The organism is Oceaniovalibus sp. ACAM 378 (assembly GCF_008085915.1).
In the GTDB taxonomy this organism is placed as follows: domain Bacteria; phylum Pseudomonadota; class Alphaproteobacteria; order Rhodobacterales; family Rhodobacteraceae; genus Oceaniglobus.
The window spans coordinates 17,283-34,284 of the sequence record NZ_VSJK01000021.1 but is presented as its reverse complement, the minus strand read 5'-3'; the positions used below and the strand labels follow the sequence as shown (position 1 = coordinate 34,284).

The window sequence follows — 17,002 nt, the reverse complement described above, 5'->3', positions numbered from 1 at the left end:
AAGCTTTTTGGATCAGGTGGCGAACACTGTTAGTCCACGGATGCTGTGAACGCGGCGTTATACGCCACTGCGAGCATTACAACTGCGCGCGGAACGATCCTTAGCGGGGTAAGCTCTGGTCCCCACTGAAGCGGGCGTCCGCGCGAAAGTGATGTGATTTGATCCTTATCAAAGCAACGGCACTCGGTTGGCGGCATAATCCCCCTAAACCAAAGATAGGAGAGTCAAAGATGCCCCACACGCCCCACGAACTGCCCGAGGAATTCCCCGAGCACGCCGACCGGTTCCATGAACTGAAGACTTCTGACAATCACTTTGCCAAGCTCGCAGACGAGTATCATGAAGTGAACCGCGCCGTGCATCGCGCGGAGACCGATGTGGAGCCGACGGACGATCGGCACATGCAGAACATGCGCAAGCAGCGCATGATACTGAAGGACGAAATTTGGCGCATGATGGGTGCGTAGACTCTATGAATTTGAGACGACAGCCTAAAAGGATTGTAGAATGACTGATACCAAGGATTATGGTCCAAACCCCCACGTTATGGACATTGAGAACGACACACTCGAAAATCCAAATTTTCGCACGACTCGTTGGACTGGAAAGCACATTCAACTGACACTGATGACGATCCCGGTCGGGGGTGACATTGGGTTGGAGGCGCATAATCGAAGTGACCAATTTTTGCGACTTGAACAAGGCAAGGGCCGCGTCCAGATGGGTCCGTCCAAAGATCAGTTAAACTTCGATCGTGAAGTAGAAGCGGACTGGGCTGTTCTCGTGCCTGCCGGGACTTGGCATAACATCACAAATATCGGTACAGAACCCATGAAAATATATGCGATTTATGGCCCACAGGACCACCTCAAGGGCACGGTGCATGAAACGCAGGCCGACGCGGAAAGCGATCCTAACGAAGATTGAGTGATAATAGCATCGGAGGTCATATTTATCTCCAAGCACCAAGGCGGCATAGGCCTCGATGTTAGGGGGTTTTTTCATATCGTGTTTCATATCGTGGAGCTGCACCAGTGAAGAGGTTGGCCATTGAGCTGTCAATGAGCGTTCAAAAGTGACCCGGTTTCAGCATCTGATTTTGACCTGTCGTTCAGAGGGCAAAGCCCCCGGGCGGGCCGCCCTCATATAGCGAGTCCGTCTAGGGGCTATGCTTGCGGTGCAGTTATTTTTCTCTGCGGCTTTTGCTCTGCGCCAAGCGGTATGACCTGTTGCCGGTCTCGATGATGGCGCAGTGGTACGTGACGCGATCCAAGAGCGCGGTTGGGAATTGCCATGTTGATTGCCACAGTCTGTGAAGGGTTGGCAAAGGCTGGATTATGCGGCCATTTCGGCGGTGTAGTCGGCCCAGAGGCTGAAAAGCCGCAACAAACAACTTGGCAATACTGGCGACAGACATGCAACCACACTTCGGCGCCAAAACTGCGCCGGATCAGATCGAGGAGCTCGCGGGCAAAGGACAGTTGGCTCGGAACGTTCGACTGAACGCGGCAACGCCTGAGGCGTAGCGGCTCACTAATCTTCTCAGGCGGTACCAATCGGGCGGTTACAATCAAACACATATGTCTCTGCTTCTGCCTACCCCAATGCGCCCGAAAAGTGGTGTGCATCTGCCAACTGCCGAACGCCATCGCCGCGTATCTGTCAGCCGCGGGAAGCTGATGAAGCGGCTCGGCAAAAGAGCATTTCCTCATCTACGTTACAATTTGACAGCATACATATTTCGTCATGCCCTCGCCGCGGATATGAAAGTCTCCGGCCAATTTTACCCGGAAGCCATCGCCAGGGCACCGGGCCATCAGAGGACGCGGACGCGGGTTCACTATGGTCTCATGAGCAGCACACGCGGACTGCCGCTGCACAGATCACCGGGATCGCCGTCACAAGCCCGGTCCGTCGTCCTGACCGCACGGACTTGACCCCCAGCAGAAGCCGCATTGGGTGAAGCCGATGCCTATCGCGGATGCAACAATCTCTACCGGGCAGACCGGGATCCCGGTCCGGTCAACGCTCTGCAGGACGCAGGCAAAGTGGAAGTTTTTCGACCCCGCCGAAGAACCCGCCGAGATGGGGCATCCATGCCGTCCACAAAGCCGAGACACGCGTTATTTGAAGAAATTTGGAAGTCCGGTTGCGATGGCAGGGAAGAGGAAGATGAGCGTCAGTCCCAGAAGCTGTAGCGCCACGAAGGGTCCGACGGAGACATAAACATCTCCAAAGCTGACATTTCGCGGGAGAACGCCCTTTAGCCAGAACAGCACAAAGCCAAAGGGGGGCGTCAGATATGCAATCTGGATGTTAACGATGAACAAGGCACCAAACCACAGTTTGTCGATGCCCAAGTGATCCACAATCGGGATGAACAGAGGCGTACACAGCATGATGATCGCCCAATCATCCATGACCATACCAAGGACCAGGATAATCAGCATCATCATGAACAAAATGCCGTTCGGACCGCCGGGCATCGACAAAACCAACTCGGTCAGAAGATCCTGACTGCCAAGTGTGTTAAAAACATTAAGATAGATGTTCGCTCCGATCAGAATCCACAGGCCCATCCCCGACAGCTTGAGCGTTGTGGATATGGATGAGCGGAAGACATTCCAGGACAGGCGGCCGTAGACGAGGTTGATGAACACAGCACCGGTCGCACCGAATGCGGCAGCCTCGGCGGGGGTGGCAATACCTCCCCAGATGACGCCCAGAACAATGACAACCAGAAGCGCGAACGGCCAGATATTAACGACTGCCTGCGCCTTCTCTTTACGGCTGAAATGCTCATCCTGAGGCAATGCGGGGCCGAGTTCCGGCTGGAAACGGCAGCGGATACCGATGTAGATAATATAGAAAGCGGCCAGCATCAGGCCCGGCCCGATTCCCGCAAGGAACAGATCACCGATCGAGACCTTTGCCAGCAGACCATAGAAAATAAACGGCACGCTCGGCGGGATCAAAGCGCCTAGGGCACCACCAGCGGCAATCGCGCCAATTGCAATTTTGCGATCATAGTTATATTTCATCATCGACGGATAAGCGATCTGCCCCATGGTAATCGTAGCCGGGGGTGTGATGCCGGTCACGGCGGCAAAAATCGTGCAGACCACGACAGTCCCCATCGCAAGCCCGCCAGAAACGTGCCCGATCAACTTGTAAACCGCGTCATAGGCCATTTCGGCGATGCCGGAATACCTGATCAGACTGCCCATGAACAGAAACAGCGGCACCGTCACAAGGATCGAGTTCCACGGCGTATAGTAGAAGGCGCTTGGTACCGCGAAGAGTGCCCGAGGCTCAAAGATCATCGCAAAGATGACTGCCGTTCCGCCCAGTCCGAATGCGACAGGCAATCCCATGAACAGAACGATAAACAGGATGAGAAAGTACAGTGCGGTGATGATTTCCAAGCTCATGGAGTATCCTGCAAATTTAAAGAGGAATCGGGACATTCTGCCTCAGGCAGGTGTCAAAATCTATGCGAATCCCCTTCAATCTCGGGATGACCGAACGATTTTGTTGATGTTCGTCTGCCCCCGTGACGGAGGCAGACTGATAGGCTTGGGTGCGTTTATCGCACTTTAGTCGATATAGCCCTTGTCCTTCAGGAACTGTGTCCAGATCTCGACGCCTTTCGCGTTTCCGGCAGACAGTTCCGCAACTTTCGGCCAGACGTCGCTGATGGATTTCTCACGCATACGGGCAGTTTCTTCGTCCGTCATCGTGATGACTTCACCACCGGAATCCTTCAGCACCTGCAAGGCATGATCGACACCGTCGAGATGCATTTTGCTGGTCTCAAAGTAGGTCGATTCAAAAATGCCATCGATCTGTGCGCGCTGCCAGTCGGTCAGGGCATTCCACTTGTCGAGGTTGATGAAGATTTCCTGATGCTGTGCCGGATTCCAACCGGGCAGGCTCGCATATTGGATCACCTCTTCATAGGACATGTCATCGATGCCACCGGTGTCCCAATAGGTGCCCTCGATCGTTCCCAACTTGATCCCGGTATAGATGTCACCGGCGTTCATCGAAACCGGCGAGCCGCCCATTGCAGCGTGGAAAATTGCCTGCGGTCCGCCTGCGCGCATTTTCTTGCCGGCAAGGTCTTCCAGCTTGTTGATCGGAAACTTGGTAAACATGGCGTTGGGGCCCTGATCCGACCAACCGGCCCAATGCAGGTTGCGCGCATGGGCCGCCTCCTGAACGATATCGCCAATCTTGTAATCTGGGCTTCCCCACATGGCTTCCCATGCTTCTTCGGGGCTGGTCGCACCCATTGCCATGCCAAAAGCCAACATGCCTTCGGGCATTTCGCCGCCATAGACGGTGGCCCAACCGGCATAGCCATCCGTCTGCCCGGCAACAGCAGCACTGAATGCTTCCGAGCCGCTGGTCAGCGCGCCAGCAGGTTCGACGCGGATTTTGACCGTGCCTTCGGTGGCCTCTTCGACAGCCTTGACCCAAGGCATCAACCCGTTGTCCCAACCTGCATCTGTGGAATCGAACGCGGGTTGAAAAATCCAATTTGTTATCTCACTGGGCGGACCGTCTGCCTGCGCCAGCGCAATCGAACTGCCGAGCGCAAAGGCGCCCGCAGATACGACTGTCGTCCTGAAAATACTCGAGAATTTACTCATGATAGTACCCCTCCCAAGGTGTTATCTTTCATTTTCGTTTGCTGCTATATCACCGCAAATCGTCGTCGTAGTTATCCTCCGGGGCCTGCCCGGTGGCAAGGGTCCGGATGTCTATGGCCAGTTGCTTGAACACGACGAGCAATACAGCCACGGCCGCGATCGGGATCGCGGTCTTGATCGGATAGATCGGAATCGGCACACCCGTGGGCGTCACCTGATTGAGCTTGATCGAAAGCAGTGCAGCGTCGATACCCTTCCAGATCAAAGCGCCCAAAAACACAAAGGTGAAAGGGACGGTCAGAATGTCCAGAATGGCCTTATTACGCGAGCTCGCACCTGCATAAAACAAATCGAGTTTTACAAACGAACCGTGGTTCAGCGCGTAAGCCCCGCCGACACAGGCGATCAAGACCATAGCGGCCTGAATTGACGTGCCAATCCACATCGAGGGCGCGTTCAGAACATAGCGCAGGAAAACATCGGTAACCCCGAAACACATGCAATAGAGAATGAGCAGCCAACCAAGCCAGCCCATAAACTCGGACATCGCGTCAACGCCGCGACTGTACCAATGCAACATTCGGTGCTCCCCCGTCTTCGCTTCGTCTCAGTGTAGACCCGTCAGGTATTTTTCAAATTATTCGCGCAGTCTACAATCTAGGTAGCGCCCGTCAAGCTGGCGCAGATCTCGTTCGCCGGTTTTCTGAGGAATTACATGATGATCTGGTGGTCTTCGGACTCGACTATTTTCCAAGCTTTCCGGATCTATCCACTGCCGAAAATATAACGAACACAGCCCTGCTTGGAGCTCCAAGAGCGAAGTATGTTGGCCTCCAGCCCACCGTTAAAAAGGGAGGGCATGGACGTATGATTGGTCGGACGAAGTGCGGTATGAATACGAAGCATGCTATGCACCGTTCCTGACCCATGGATTTCGAGCGTCTCCGCGGTGTGACTCACGCCGGAGAGTTCAGCATGCTTGAGCCTGATACCCGGCTATTTCTGCGAAATCCGTCAAGATCCGGCCCTTCTCGGTTCGGGTCGCGCATCCGTATCGCGCTGCCGCGGCCTCCAAAAGCTCATCTCTCGTACCCATACTGATCCGCCCCATGCCTGCCTCCCGAACCAATCTGCTCCGGGAACATTTCTAACGATGCAACAGCACAATCTTCAGGAACAATTCAGGCGCGGCACTGCGCTACCCAATCCCTCATCAATGTCCATGGCACGCAGGCAACTTGACAGGTCGCATTTCGCCCGATAACCCATAGTTCATAATGTAGAACAAAGTTCACAATACTGAACTAAAGGAGAGTGCGGTGAGCGGACGTGGTGCTGAACGTATCCTTCAGGTCGTCGAATGGATGGCTGAGCAATCTCAGCCGGTCGCGTTCGCCGAGGTCGTTCACGCTCTGGAGCTTCCCAAGAGCAGCACCCTTGATCTACTGCGCATCCTGGTCGACGCAGGATACGTTAGCCGGCTGGAGAACGGCCGCTATCAGCTTCTGCGCCTGCCCGGAGAGCCGACGATCGAGGGGCGAGGTTGGGGAACTCTGTTGCGGCACGCCGAGGATGCCCTGCGCAATGCTGTCGAGCAGACCGGCGAAAGCGGGTTCATCGCTGTCTTGGGCAAGGACTATGGGGTGCGCTACATCCGGAAGATCTTGCCCCAGCGCGAGATCCGTTATGATCGTGATGTGACAGTTGCGCGGCGGCCCCATCAGGTCTCCTCAGGCATCATCCTGTTGGGCAGACTGACGCGTGACGAACTGCGCACATACTGCGCCGTCGAACGCGCGGCCGGGCGATACGAAGGCACCGACGACGCGCTGAGCGAAACAGTCTCGACTGCAGAGCGCAGGGGGTTTCAGTTGACGCGAATAGGCGTCGTGGAGGGCGCCGGCGGCATGGCCTCGCCGATTTTCGACCGCGATGGACGTGTCATCGCCGCATTGAACATCGCGGGACCGGCTCAGCGTCTGGCCGATGCCGTTGATCGTATCGAACCTGTCCTGCGTGAAACCGCAGAGTTAATTTCCAGGTCACTTGGCTGGGGCGGAAACCCGGTGGAGGACGTTGCCCGACGGGCGACCTAAGATCACGATAACCATAACGAAACCTAGCACATGGGAGGAACCATAATGCTAAATCTGAACCAAACCCGCCGTAATGCCCTCGGCCTGATTGCCGGAGGGGTCGCCGCACTGGCGGCAGTACCTGCACTGGCACAAGACTTTCCCGGCGGACGCGGCATTGAGCTTGTCGCCGGCTATGGCCCCGGCGGCGGTCATGACACCTTGCTGCGCACGATGGCCAAAATCCTTCAGGAAGAAGGCATCATCGAAGAACCGCTGAGCGTTGTGAACAAGGAAGGCGGAAGTTCTGCAGTCGCCATGGGTTATCTGAATGGCCATGCCGGCGACGGACATTACCTGATGTCGGTCACGTCGTCGCATGTCACCACGCCCCTGACCTCGAATGTCGGGATCGACTACACGGATTTCACCCCGATCGCCCGTCTAGGCATCGACCCTGAACTCCTTCTGGTCAGCTCGAAAGGTCCGTATCAGTCGATTGACGATCTGAAAGCGGCTGGAAAAATGCTGAACGTGGGCGGAACGGCAACCGGCTCTATCGAGCATATCGTCGCGATTGAGTTTGGTGAACAGGCCGGAGTGGAAGTGAACTTCATCCCGTTCCAGGGCGACGGCGATGTGGTTTCGGCGCTGCTATCGGGTCAGGTCGATTTCACCATCGGCAACCCCGGCTCGGCACGAGACTTTATCGAGGCGGGAAATTTCAAGGCGCTGGCGGTCTCGACCGATGAACGTATCGAATTGATGCCGGAGGTTCCGACTTTTAAGGAGCAGGATCTCGATATCACGATGAGCCTGTTTCGTGGCATCACCGCGCCCGGCGACATCGACGATGAAACTCGCGACTGGCTCATCGGCAAGATGAAAGAACTGAGTGAGAACGCCAAATGGAAAGAGGTTTACCTCGACCCCAACGGTGTCGTCCCCGGTTTTCTTCCAGGCGATGACTTCGCGGAATACCTGGGCCAGACTCAGGGCATCTATAAGGACGCGCTGACCAAACTCGGTCTGCTGAAATAATCCTGGAAAGATACGCATGAAACTGTCGGAACTGATCTTTATTGGCGGACTGGCCATTTTTGCGGCGGTCACATTCGTTGGTAGTCTTGATATGCCCTTCACGTCGGGTTTGACATTCGGGCCGGGCTTCCTCCCGTCGATCATGTCAGTGGCAGTCATCGCGATTGCCGGATTGATAATAATCCGCAACCTGCTTCGGGCGGGGTCTAACCCGCCTGAAACACAACCGGCCAGGGACGTCTGGCCGGTTGTGATCGCAACGGCCTTGATCGCAGCGGCGGTGCTGGCGGAGACCCTCGGATCGCTGCTGCTGCCGCTTGGCCTGTGCATGTTCATTGTCACTTGGCATTTGCTGAAACGAAGCTGGATCGTCAGCGGCGTCTCGACCCTCGTCACGCTTGTCGTGATCTACATCATCTTCGGTCTGTGGTTGCAGATCCCCCTCAGCTGACGACGCGGAGAAATTCCTGATGCTCGATACACTCAATCAGCTTGCCGGTGGCTTTGACACCATCCTGACCCCCTACAATGTGACCCTGATTTTTCTGGCGGGCATGATCGGCACGGTCGTCGGGGCGCTGCCGGGTCTTGGGCCGTCAGCGGGCATCGCTCTCATGCTGCCGCTGGCCGCGGGAATGGATCATGCCTCAGGTCTCTGCCTGCTTACCGGCGTCTATATGGGCACGATGTATGGCGGGCGCATAACCTCGATCCTGATCAACACACCGGGCGACGCGCCCGCGATCATCACGGCGCTTGAAGGCTATCCGATGATGCAACGCGGAGAGGGCGGCATTGCGCTTGGCATTTCGGCCATATCCTCTTTCGTCGGCGGCATGTTCGGTCTGGTGGTCCTGATTTTCTTTGCACCCGTCGTGGCACGCAATGCGATCTATCTCGGGCCGCCGGAATATTTCCTTCTCATGTTGCTCGGCTTGTCGACGATCGTTCTTCTGGCGGGAGAAGACATGCTGAAGGCGCTGCTGATGGTCTGCTTCGGTGTGCTCGTATCGACCATCGGCGCCGACTATATATCCGGGCATGTGCGCTTTGCTCCGGTGCCCGAATTCATCGAGGGAATCGATTTCGTCGCCATCATCATCGGGCTTTACGGTTTGGGAGAGGTATTTCACAACCTGGAACAAAGGGTCACGCTGAACCTCGGAAAACCATCGCTGAAGATGTCGGACTATGTGCCGTCGCGCGCCAAACTACGCGAGGCCAATGGGCCGACAATTCGCGGGTCATTGATGGGAACCGTCATCGGGATTCTGCCCGGTGCCGGGGCCACTATCGCGACCTTTCTGTCCTATGCGTTGGAAAAGAAGCTCTCGAAAAACCCCGAAAATTACGGCAAGGGCGAAATTGCGGGTCTTGCGGCACCTGAAGCATCGAACAATGCCTCGGTGCCGGGTTCGCTGATCCCACTGATAACCCTGGGCATTCCCGGATCGGGTGGTACGGCGGTGATGCTGGGGGCGCTGATCATGTTCGGACTGCAACCCGGTCCGCTTTTGATGATCAAGTCTGGCGATGTCGTCTGGGCGATGATTGCGGGACTGGTGCTGGCCAACGTGTTCCTTCTGTTGTCAAACATCCTGCTGATCCCACTATTCGTCAACCTGTTGCGCGGGGTTCAGGGGGTTCTGGCGTCGGTGGTGATCGCGCTTTGCGTGGTTGGCGCCTTCTCGCTGTCGTATTCGACCTTCAATATCTGGATCGCCCTCGCCTTCGGCATCGTGGGCTATCTGATGCGCAAGAACGATTATCCAACTGGTCCGTTCATTCTGGCCGTCGTCCTTGCACCGCTCGCCGAAAACTACTTCCGCCAGTCAGTTATGCTGGGTCAGGGCCGGATGGCCATTTTCTGGGAGCGCCCGATCTCCCTGAGCATCATTGGTGCCATGGTGCTGGCGATTGCGCTGACTCTGGTACTGCGCATGACCATGCAGCGCCGTCGGGCCGCACTGGCCGCAAATGAGGAGTCCGCCTGATGACTGACACGCAGAACTGGACCCGGAGAGATTTCGCCGCAGCGCCGTCGGGGCCGCTTGTTGGTCTGCGGGTGCTGGACCTGTCGCGGCTGGTAGCGGGGAACATGACGTCGTTGCAACTGGCCGATTTCGGGGCCGATGTCGTCAAGGTGGAACCACTGCCCGCCGGCGACCCCCTGCGTGCGTGGAAACAGAAGGGTCATTCGACATTCTGGAAGACATACGGGCGCAACAAACGCTCTATCGGGTTGGATTTCCGCGGTGACGGTGCGGTGGATCTGCTGCGCGATCTGATGGTCGGCGCGGATGTGATGATCGAGAGCTTTCGCCCCGGCACGCTCGAAAAAATGGGTCTCGGTTCCGATGTGATCACACGCGATTTCCCCAGGCTGGTCCTTTTGCGGGTTTCAGGTTTTGGCCAGACCGGCCCATATAGCAAGCGCCCCGGTTTCGGAACGCTTGTCGAAGGTATGTCCGGATTTGCCCACCGCAACGGTGAGGCGGCGGGCGATCCGTTGCTGCCGCCACTGGCGCTTGCCGACATGATTTCCGGGCTTTACGGAGCCAATGCCGTGATGATGGCGCTGCGGTCGCGGGATGCGACGGGGCGCGGGCAAACTGTCGATCTTTCGCTGCTTGAGGCGATGGTTTCTGTGCTGGGGCCGGAACCGCTGGACTATCGTCTGACCGGTACGCCAAAACCACGGGTCGGCAACGGCTCGAACACATCAAGTCCGCGCAATGTCTATCGAAGCCTTGATGGCCATTTTATTGCGGTGTCGGCCTCGATTCAAAGCACGGCGGCCCGACTGTTTCGCGCAATCGGCCACGATGAGATGAACAGCGACCCGCGCTATGCCACCAACGAAGCGCGCGTGGCGCACTGCGGTGAGGTCGACGCCATCGTCGGCGGCTGGATGGCTGAACGTGACCGCGACGAAATCGTTCGCTTCTGTGACGCGGAAGGTATCACCGCCGCCCCGCTCTATTCGGTCGGGGACATCGTGACAGACCGACATTTCACCGAACGCGAGATTTTCACCGAAGTGCCCGACGTCGAACTGGGAAGCGTGCCGACCCATACACCTCTGCCCCGCCTGTCGGAGACGCCCGGCAACCTGTGGCGACCTGCCCCCGACCTTGGTGAACAGGGGCGTGAAATTTTGCGTGATTACGGCATTGCAGACGACCGGGCCGAGCAGTTGATCGCGGTGGGTACGGTTCTTGCAAAAGGGGACAATACCGAATGAGACTGCGCTCGCTGCTTTATGTTCCGGCCCATGTGGAGCGCTTCGTCGCCAAGGCGCATGAACGCGGGGCCGATGCGGTGATCCTCGATCTGGAAGATGCCGTGCCCGCAGCCGAAAAAGCCACTGCACGTGCCGCACTGACCAAGGCGGTGCCCGATGTCGGCCGATCCGGGGCGCGCGTCTTTGTGCGCGTGAACGCGACTGAGTTGTGTATAATGGATGCCGAGGCAGCCATTACCGCAGGCGCCGACGGCCTGATGTTGCCCAAGGTCGAAAGTCCGGGAGATCTGGATCGCCTTCCCAAGGGAAGCAAAAAAGTGATTGCGATCATTGAATCCGCCAGCGGGTTGTTGGCAGCACAGCAGATTGCGGCGCACCCGCGGGTCATCGCACTGTGTCTTGGCGGTGAGGATTTTGCCACAGATACCGGCGCGACGCCGTCTGCCGAAACATTGCGCTTACCCAAGCTGTTGACCCATTACGCCGCTAAGGCTCATGGCAAACTGTCGCTTGGGCTTCTGCGCTCGGTCGCGCAGTTCGACGATACCGAGGGCCTGACCGAGGCGGCCGCTGAGGCCGCGCGCTTTGGGTTCGATGGAGCAAGCTGCATCCACCCCAAGGTCGTACCCGTTCTGAACGCCGCGTTCGTTCCGGATGAGGCGAGCATCGCCCATGCAAGGCGAGTCATCGCCGCAGCGACCGAGGCCGAGGCGCAGGGCAAGGGCGCGTTCCTGCTCGACGGTGAATTCATTGATGCCCCAATCGTGTCCCGTGCCCGCAGCGTGCTGGACCGCGCAGGAATAGTCCCGAGCCACGAGTGATCGCCTGCGCGTTCCGCTTCACGCGGTTTCGGCGGCGATGGCGCAGCACTACAGGAATCCACTGCCCGGCAGTCGCTGCGTGCAGCGATGAGAAAGGCGATATGCGGCGCCAAGTTATCGCTAAGGTGTCGGCCGCATCTGACCCACGTGTATTTGAAGAAATTTTCTAATCGCAGTTCTGCGGAATCCTTTTCTGCCGGGCCGAGTCTGCGGACGTTTTTACCTTTGTTGAGAACTCGCCAAATTGGCACTTTCATAAGGTCAGGGCGGCGCGATCATGAAAGAAAAATGCTACCGTCAGTCGCTGACTGCAAAATCGCCCGCAGGCGCTGTTGGCCAGAGTGAACCGCGCCGGGTTTGCCGGAGGCTGATTGATCGATACGCGGGTCAATATCTCACAATATGACCCGACCATTAACGTGCTGCATGGCCTTCTTCTCGGGCCGATTGCACCACCTCTGCTGTTACATCACCCTCTTGACCGCCCCAACGCTGGCGCAGGTAATTTACCAACTCGGTCATTTGTTGATCTGAGAGCATTTGATCGAACGCTGGCATGGCCTGCATCCGCTCTCCTTGGGCTAGGTCACGCTCGGGGATGCCTTCTGCGATGACCCGGATCAAATTTAATGGATTGGTGTACATCGCCGTCGTATTAACATCGAGGCGCACTGACGAATTGGGCTGACCAGCGCCGTCCGTGCCATGGCACCCGGCGCAGAGCCCAGTATAAAGTGATGCGCCCTCGGGCGACAATACTGCGACAGGCTTGTCCATTTGTGGGCCAGTCATTGTTTGCCCGGCAGTAAGATAGGACGATATTGCCTCCAAGTCATCGGTGGCCAGGTGGCTGGTGGAGTGTGACAGCACAGGAAACATGCCAAATGTCATCACGCCCTGAGGTGATAAACCACGGTGCAGGAACGTCACCAGATCGTCTTCGGTCCAACCGCGCCGCGCCAAGGCATCAGGCCGCAGATCGGGCGCGTAAGCCCCCTCAATCACTTCACCCGCCAGATGATCATCAGTCAACGCATAGGCAAGATTGCGTGGAGTGTGGCATTCACCGCAATGGCCCAGCACATTCACAAGATATTCGCCTTGCGCGGCCGGCGTTTCATCGGGTTGAAACGGCTCTGCATCGGGGCGGAAGAATGCGTTCCATAGGGTCACCGCGGGGCGAATATTGAACGGAAAGATCAGGTCGTTGGAACGGTTCGGTTTATTTACCGGGCGCTGTGCCATGAGCCAAACCCACAACGCGTCGGAATCCGCGCGCGTGATCTGGTGATAGCTGGGATAAGGCATAGCAGGATAAAGGTTTTTATCGCCCGGAGCCACACCCCAGGCAACGGCGCGGTAAAGATCATCGGCGCTCCAACCACCGATGCCATGGTCGTCGGACGGCGTGATATTGGTGCCATAGATCGTCCCCATGGGCGTTTCCATCGGTAACCCGCCGGCAAGATCAGAGCCGCCCGACGGATCGGTATGGCACGCCGCACAGTCCGAGGCATGAGCAACCCATTCTCCCCGTTCCAGCATCTCTTGCCGTTGATCACCGTCCAGACTGGCGAAATCGACGCTGGCCGCAGGGATATCGCCGCTGCCGCGTCCGATCCAATAGACCGTGCCCAACACGACAAGGCCAAACAGTGCGAAAAGGGTGACGATGCGCAAAAAGCGATTCATGCTGGACGCTCCAACACGACTGGATTTTCATGGGTGAGGCCCGGCGTGCTGAGGATCACGTCCTTTACTGCCTGATAATACCGGACATAACCGGTACAGCGGCAGATGTGTTTATCAAGCGACTCAAGGACCACATCTTCAACCCGATCGGCAGCGATTGGTGAACGCTCAAGCTGTTCAACCAGCACTGTCGCCGAGTTGACGAAGCCGGGTGTGCAATAGCTGCACTGGAACGAGAAATGCTCAAGAAACGCCTGTTGAATGGCCGAGGGCAACGGCGCGCCTTGGCCATCTTCGCCGGCAATCCCTTCGATGGTGCGAACCGTCTTGCCGTTCAGCCAAGCAACACCGGTCACACAGGCCGCGACTGTATAGGTGCCTTTGGCGGGGTCATCGACAATGACCCGGCAGGCGCTGCACATCCCTTGACCACAGGACAGACGGGTGCCGGTGAGATTCAGATATTCCTGCAACAGTTCAACCATCATCAGGTCTTGCGGCACATCCATCGGCCCCACCTTTTGGCCATTGATCGTTGCGGAGAAACTAATTTTCTCAATCATTACAACACCTCCTGAATACGCGATGCGCTGATTGGAAAACTATAGAAACGATGCCCGGTGGCATGGGCGATTGCGTTGGCACAAGCCCCGACGATCGGAATCATCACAACCTCGGCCATGCCTTTGGGGGGATCTTCACCCGATAAGGGCGGCAACACGTGGCCTGTCTGCGTCCAGACCCCAACTTCCGAGGCGCGCGGCAGGTGATAGCGGCTGTAATTCCACGTTCCATTGCCCGGACCATCGGCGTCAGTTGGCAAATCCTCATACAGGGCGTGGCCAATCCCCATGGCGATACCGCCCTGAAGCTGACCCGAGACAAGTTCAGGCACGATCTGGGTCCCGCATTCAAGCCATGTCTTGTGGGACAGGATGGTCACTTTGCCGGATCCGGTTGCGACCCCCAGTTCGACAAGGGTGGCGCAGGGGGCATAGTAAACCGTGCCAGCATTGTTGCGCTGAACGGGGGGGTAATACACTTTTGTCCGCGGTTGAAAGGCATAACCGCCATCCGTCATCTGGGCCTTGCGTGCGGCATCCGCACCGGTCCCCCATTTTACCGAAAGCGCATCAATGGGCGCGCGAAAGCTTTGGCCCTCAACCTCAAATTCGGCCTCGGTCCATGCCCAACGGTTAAAGGTATGAATGCAGACGCCGGTGATGCTGCCCTTCTCATGGGCGCGCTTTGCCAGCCGTTCCAGAGATAAAGGCTCCATCGAGCGGGCAACCAACATTCCATCCCGCCACTCGGCATCCTCAAAGCGCAGAGGCTCGGGCGTAGATTGCCCCCCGGACGGTCCAGCCCCCCAAATGGCAAGGGCCGATGGCCACAGGGCCAAGCGCAGCAGCAGTTGCGCCGCCTGTTGCGTTGCATGGGTGAAATAGTAAGCCGAGTTCGAGGCAGAGCGCGGCGAAGTGAACCGCGGCACCCAATAGGGATCCTGCGAAAGCTGATCCTCTTCCTCTTGCGGGGTGGTGTATGGTTGATCCTCGGTTTTCAGCGGCATTTCCGGCCAATGCTGCACCGAAAATTCAACCTCATCCGCCGGACGCCCCAGATAGGGCTCTGTCACCAGCATCTGTGATGTGGTCGCACCGGCGCCAATCTCGGCCGCGACATGGCGCATTTTCAAACGCCCCTCTGGCGTGATCTCAAGCCGGACCACTGCCGCCTCGGCCCCTGTGCCGAAGTCCTTTTGCACCGAGGCAAAGCCAAGCCCGTATAGCGTACCGGGGTTTTCAGCCTCATAGGCCGCTTTGCGGTCCGCGCGTTCGGTCCACAGGGGATCTTGGCGGGCGATGTCCAAAATCTCGCCAATGCGCAAATGGCCGGATGGCACGGCACCTTGGGTGTTTTTCATGCCGCTCTGGATGACATTTTTGCGGCGCAACTCAATCGCGTCCATGCCAATTTCATCCGCGATCTCATCGACCAACATTTCGGTCGTGGCCATGGATTGCAGCGTGCCGTATCCGCGCATCGACCCTGACGTGACACCAATTGAAGGAAGAACCTGAACCGACATATCGCTTTTGGGCATGTAATAGACGGATTGCGCTGCAGTCACCGCAACCGTTCCGACCGATGGACTGAAGTTCATGACGCCGCCGCCATCGCCCGTCATGTCGCAGCTCATGGCCTGAAACTGCCCGTCCTTATCAACGGTCAGGGCGGTGCGAATATCGAACGGGTGCCGTTTAAGCGCAAACTGGAAATGTTGCCAGCGATCAAGAGCAAGCCGCACAGGGTTGCCGTCGCCATAAAGCGCGGCCATGGCGACGTAATAGGGAAAGGACTGGTGCTCTTTCTGGCCATAGCCCACGGTATAGCCGGTCACGAAATCCAAAGCTTTCAGGGGCAGCGTACTGGCCGACATCATTTCTAGGATATGATGGGCCGCCGAATAGGGCGATTGGGTCGCGCCCACCACATTCAGGCGGCCTGAATCCGGATCATACCAGCCCAGACCGTTCTCCATCTCCATCGCGCAGGGATCAATCGACTGGCTGCGATATTCGCGCGCAAAGGTGCGCGAGCCTTCTGGCGGATTTTCCATTTCGGATTGGATGTCCGACGAGTGGCCCATGGCCGCGCCAAATGCGGGGTGGTCATGAGCGGGCCACTGCACGCCGGATTCATCGGTATCGGGCCAGACAACGTAATCCTTCATCGGTGAAAACCGGTCTGCGCCACGCGGATCATCGCCGCCAATGCGCACAAAGCGCGCCGCACCATAGGGGGCGCGTTTGGGTGGATCAGCCTGTTCACCAAAGCGGAAAATGTCGTTGTTGAATTGCAGCAGTTTGCGCGCCGCGCGGAAGCGTTCGTAATCGTGCCAGATTCCCAAGGCGACAGGTTGCCCAAGCATGGGAGACACATTGCCCGGTTCTAGGAAAAAATCGCCATAGAAATCGGCATCGGGCATGGTCACCTTGTCTTTGGCCAGACGTTCGGCATCAATCAGAACATCGGGGGCCAGATCCGGTTCAAGCACCGACAGGTCAAGCCCCAGATACACCCGATCCGCGCGCGGCACATGGAGAGTCAGCGCGTGAGATTGGTGATCGGGCCAGCCGTCCAGATCGCGGGCGCGCATGTCGATTGCAAAAACTTTGCTGCCCGTCACCTTTGCCATGCCATCGCGACGGTAGCGCAAGCGTCCACCCGCAAACCACCCCGGATCCTGCCCCACCGGAGACGCAACCATTGCGGCCTGCGCCTGACTGAGGGGGCGTACAGCAGCGCTTACCCCAAGGGCAGCGGCCGCTGCCAGAAAATTGCGGCGGGATAAATCGAGATGAGGCACGTGCTCTCCGTCGTTGGGCGCGGTTCGGATAGCTGGCTCGCGCGGGTACGCTTACCGGCCTATCCCTGAGTTAACGCCCCGCGCAAGGCATTGGTTCACAAAAA

At 57.5% G+C, this 17,002-nt stretch carries 14 protein-coding genes; 8 read left to right on the top strand and 6 right to left on the bottom strand.

The features are described 5' to 3' along the window. Positions 1–230: 230 nt before the first annotated feature. Positions 231–467 carry a YdcH family protein gene (locus tag FQ320_RS21365; RefSeq protein ID WP_148475344.1) on the top strand — a complete coding sequence of 79 codons (237 nt, stop codon included), beginning with the start codon at positions 231–233 and terminating at the stop codon, positions 465–467. Between the two features lie 40 nt (positions 468–507). Further along, on the top strand, positions 508–927 hold the full coding sequence (locus FQ320_RS21360) for a cupin domain-containing protein (RefSeq protein WP_148475343.1): 420 nt from the start codon (positions 508–510) through the stop codon (positions 925–927). Positions 928–2,123: 1,196 nt separating this feature from the next. Here the strand turns inward: FQ320_RS21360 and FQ320_RS21350 are convergent. From FQ320_RS21350 to FQ320_RS21340, 3 genes are all read right to left on the bottom strand, one after another. Next, positions 2,124–3,431: a TRAP transporter large permease subunit gene (locus tag FQ320_RS21350; RefSeq protein ID WP_187394021.1), complete on the bottom strand. Its 1,308-nt coding sequence runs from the start codon at positions 3,429–3,431 to the stop codon at positions 2,124–2,126. Between the two features lie 165 nt (positions 3,432–3,596). Beyond that, complete coding sequence (locus tag FQ320_RS21345) at positions 3,597–4,655, bottom strand: TRAP transporter substrate-binding protein (protein ID WP_148475341.1); 1,059 nt, start codon at positions 4,653–4,655, stop codon at positions 3,597–3,599. A gap of 49 nt (positions 4,656–4,704) precedes the next feature. Further along, positions 4,705–5,235 carry a TRAP transporter small permease subunit gene (locus FQ320_RS21340; protein WP_148475340.1) on the bottom strand — a complete coding sequence of 177 codons (531 nt, stop codon included), beginning with the start codon at positions 5,233–5,235 and terminating at the stop codon, positions 4,705–4,707. 739 nt (positions 5,236–5,974) lie between these two features. On the opposite strand from FQ320_RS21340, the gene FQ320_RS21335 reads away from it, so the two are divergent. The 6 genes from FQ320_RS21335 to FQ320_RS21310 are packed head-to-tail and all read left to right on the top strand — an operon-like array spanning position 5,975 to position 11,836. Beyond that, positions 5,975–6,751 carry an IclR family transcriptional regulator gene (locus FQ320_RS21335; protein WP_148475339.1) on the top strand — a complete coding sequence of 259 codons (777 nt, stop codon included), beginning with the start codon at positions 5,975–5,977 and terminating at the stop codon, positions 6,749–6,751. 45 nt (positions 6,752–6,796) lie between these two features. Further along, entirely contained in the window at positions 6,797–7,771 is a 975-nt protein-coding gene (locus FQ320_RS21330) for a tripartite tricarboxylate transporter substrate binding protein (protein WP_148475338.1), read from the top strand. A gap of 16 nt (positions 7,772–7,787) precedes the next feature. After that, on the top strand, positions 7,788–8,222 hold the full coding sequence (locus FQ320_RS21325) for a tripartite tricarboxylate transporter TctB family protein (RefSeq protein ID WP_148475337.1): 435 nt from the start codon (positions 7,788–7,790) through the stop codon (positions 8,220–8,222). Between the two features lie 19 nt (positions 8,223–8,241). Next, positions 8,242–9,765 (top strand): tripartite tricarboxylate transporter permease, encoded by a 1,524-nt coding sequence (locus tag FQ320_RS21320; RefSeq protein WP_148475336.1) that lies wholly within the window; start codon positions 8,242–8,244, stop codon positions 9,763–9,765. After that, entirely contained in the window at positions 9,765–11,015 is a 1,251-nt protein-coding gene (locus FQ320_RS21315) for a CaiB/BaiF CoA-transferase family protein (protein ID WP_148475335.1), read from the top strand. The genes FQ320_RS21320 and FQ320_RS21315 overlap by 1 nt, the downstream gene beginning before the upstream one ends. Next, positions 11,012–11,836 carry a CoA ester lyase gene (locus FQ320_RS21310; protein WP_148475334.1) on the top strand — a complete coding sequence of 275 codons (825 nt, stop codon included), beginning with the start codon at positions 11,012–11,014 and terminating at the stop codon, positions 11,834–11,836. The genes FQ320_RS21315 and FQ320_RS21310 overlap by 4 nt, the downstream gene beginning before the upstream one ends. Before the next feature lie 414 nt (positions 11,837–12,250). Here the strand turns inward: FQ320_RS21310 and FQ320_RS21305 are convergent, their stop codons facing one another. Genes FQ320_RS21305 through FQ320_RS21295 form a run of 3 tightly spaced genes read right to left on the bottom strand, consistent with a single transcriptional unit; the run spans position 12,251 to position 16,898 of the window. Beyond that, on the bottom strand, positions 12,251–13,528 hold the full coding sequence (locus FQ320_RS21305; RefSeq protein ID WP_148475333.1) for a cytochrome c: 1,278 nt from the start codon (positions 13,526–13,528) through the stop codon (positions 12,251–12,253). Next, positions 13,525–14,091: a (2Fe-2S)-binding protein gene (locus FQ320_RS21300; RefSeq protein ID WP_148475332.1), complete on the bottom strand. Its 567-nt coding sequence runs from the start codon at positions 14,089–14,091 to the stop codon at positions 13,525–13,527. Before FQ320_RS21300 ends, FQ320_RS21305 begins: the two co-directional genes overlap by 4 nt. Further along, on the bottom strand, positions 14,091–16,898 hold the full coding sequence (locus FQ320_RS21295) for a xanthine dehydrogenase family protein molybdopterin-binding subunit (protein WP_148475331.1): 2,808 nt from the start codon (positions 16,896–16,898) through the stop codon (positions 14,091–14,093). Before FQ320_RS21295 ends, FQ320_RS21300 begins: the two co-directional genes overlap by 1 nt. Positions 16,899–17,002 lie beyond the last annotated feature (104 nt).

Coding starts and splice junctions, on each gene's coding strand:
- FQ320_RS21315 (WP_148475335.1), top strand. CDS start 9,765: ATGACTGACACGCAGAACTGGACCCGGAGAGATTTCGCCGCAGCGCCG.
- FQ320_RS21325 (WP_148475337.1), top strand. CDS start 7,788: ATGAAACTGTCGGAACTGATCTTTATTGGCGGACTGGCCATTTTTGCG.
- FQ320_RS21350 (WP_187394021.1), bottom strand. CDS start 3,431: ATGAGCTTGGAAATCATCACCGCACTGTACTTTCTCATCCTGTTTATC.
- FQ320_RS21330 (WP_148475338.1), top strand. CDS start 6,797: ATGCTAAATCTGAACCAAACCCGCCGTAATGCCCTCGGCCTGATTGCC.
- FQ320_RS21300 (WP_148475332.1), bottom strand. CDS start 14,091: ATGATTGAGAAAATTAGTTTCTCCGCAACGATCAATGGCCAAAAGGTG.
- FQ320_RS21305 (WP_148475333.1), bottom strand. CDS start 13,528: ATGAATCGCTTTTTGCGCATCGTCACCCTTTTCGCACTGTTTGGCCTT.
- FQ320_RS21345 (WP_148475341.1), bottom strand. CDS start 4,655: ATGAGTAAATTCTCGAGTATTTTCAGGACGACAGTCGTATCTGCGGGC.
- FQ320_RS21360 (WP_148475343.1), top strand. CDS start 508: ATGACTGATACCAAGGATTATGGTCCAAACCCCCACGTTATGGACATT.
- FQ320_RS21320 (WP_148475336.1), top strand. CDS start 8,242: ATGCTCGATACACTCAATCAGCTTGCCGGTGGCTTTGACACCATCCTG.
- FQ320_RS21365 (WP_148475344.1), top strand. CDS start 231: ATGCCCCACACGCCCCACGAACTGCCCGAGGAATTCCCCGAGCACGCC.
- FQ320_RS21310 (WP_148475334.1), top strand. CDS start 11,012: ATGAGACTGCGCTCGCTGCTTTATGTTCCGGCCCATGTGGAGCGCTTC.
- FQ320_RS21340 (WP_148475340.1), bottom strand. CDS start 5,235: ATGTTGCATTGGTACAGTCGCGGCGTTGACGCGATGTCCGAGTTTATG.